Source organism: Methylobacterium variabile (assembly GCF_001043975.1).
Taxonomy (GTDB): domain Bacteria; phylum Pseudomonadota; class Alphaproteobacteria; order Rhizobiales; family Beijerinckiaceae; genus Methylobacterium; species Methylobacterium variabile.
Window position 1 is genome coordinate 1 of the sequence record NZ_LABY01000458.1, and the last position, 666, is coordinate 666.

Consider the following 666-nt stretch of genomic DNA (forward strand, 5'->3'; position numbering starts at 1 on the left):
CCGGTGGCGCTCTCGGCCGCCAGCGCGATCGCCGCAGCCACGTCCTCGGCCTGGCGCGTCAGGTGCTCGACCGTCCCGCGCAGGGTCGCGTCGGCGGTATCCGCCCGCTCGGCCACGAGGCGCCCGGCCTCCTCCGCCGCCCGTGCGAAGGCCGACGCCGCCGCCAGGGTGCGCGCATCGAAGTGCCCAGTCGCCTGCTCGGCGGCCGTACCGATCGCCGCGGCCACTTCCCCGGCCCGCTCGGCCAGCCCGTCGACCGCACCCCGCAGGGTCGCATCGACCGCGCTCGTCCGCTCGGCCACGAGGCGCCCGGCCTCCTCGGCCGCCTGCGCGAAGGCCGAGGTCGCCGCCAGGGTGCGCGCGTCGAGCGCGCCGGTGGCCGTCTCGGCGGCGCGCCCGATGGCGAGCGCCGCCTCCTCGGCCCGGCCCGCCAGGCCGACCACCGCGCCGTGCAGCGCCGCGTCCGCCTCGCCCGCCCGTGTCCCGATCAGGCTCGCCGCCTCCTCCGCCACACGGGCAAAGGACGACGCCGCTTCCGCCAGTCGCGCCTGCAGCGCGCCCGTCGCCTCCTCGGCACCCTGCCGGAACGCCTCCACGCTCTCCGCCGTGCGCGCACCGACCGCGCCCGTCGCCGTCTCGGCCGCACGACGCAGCACCTCCGCCGCC

Annotated in this window: 1 protein-coding gene; it reads right to left on the minus strand. The window is 79.9% G+C overall.

From position 1 onward, the window contains the following. Positions 1–656 (minus strand): hypothetical protein (locus VQ02_RS33885; RefSeq protein WP_157080928.1); only part of this gene is annotated, 656 nt, incomplete at its 3' end. Positions 657–666: the final 10 nt, after the last annotated feature.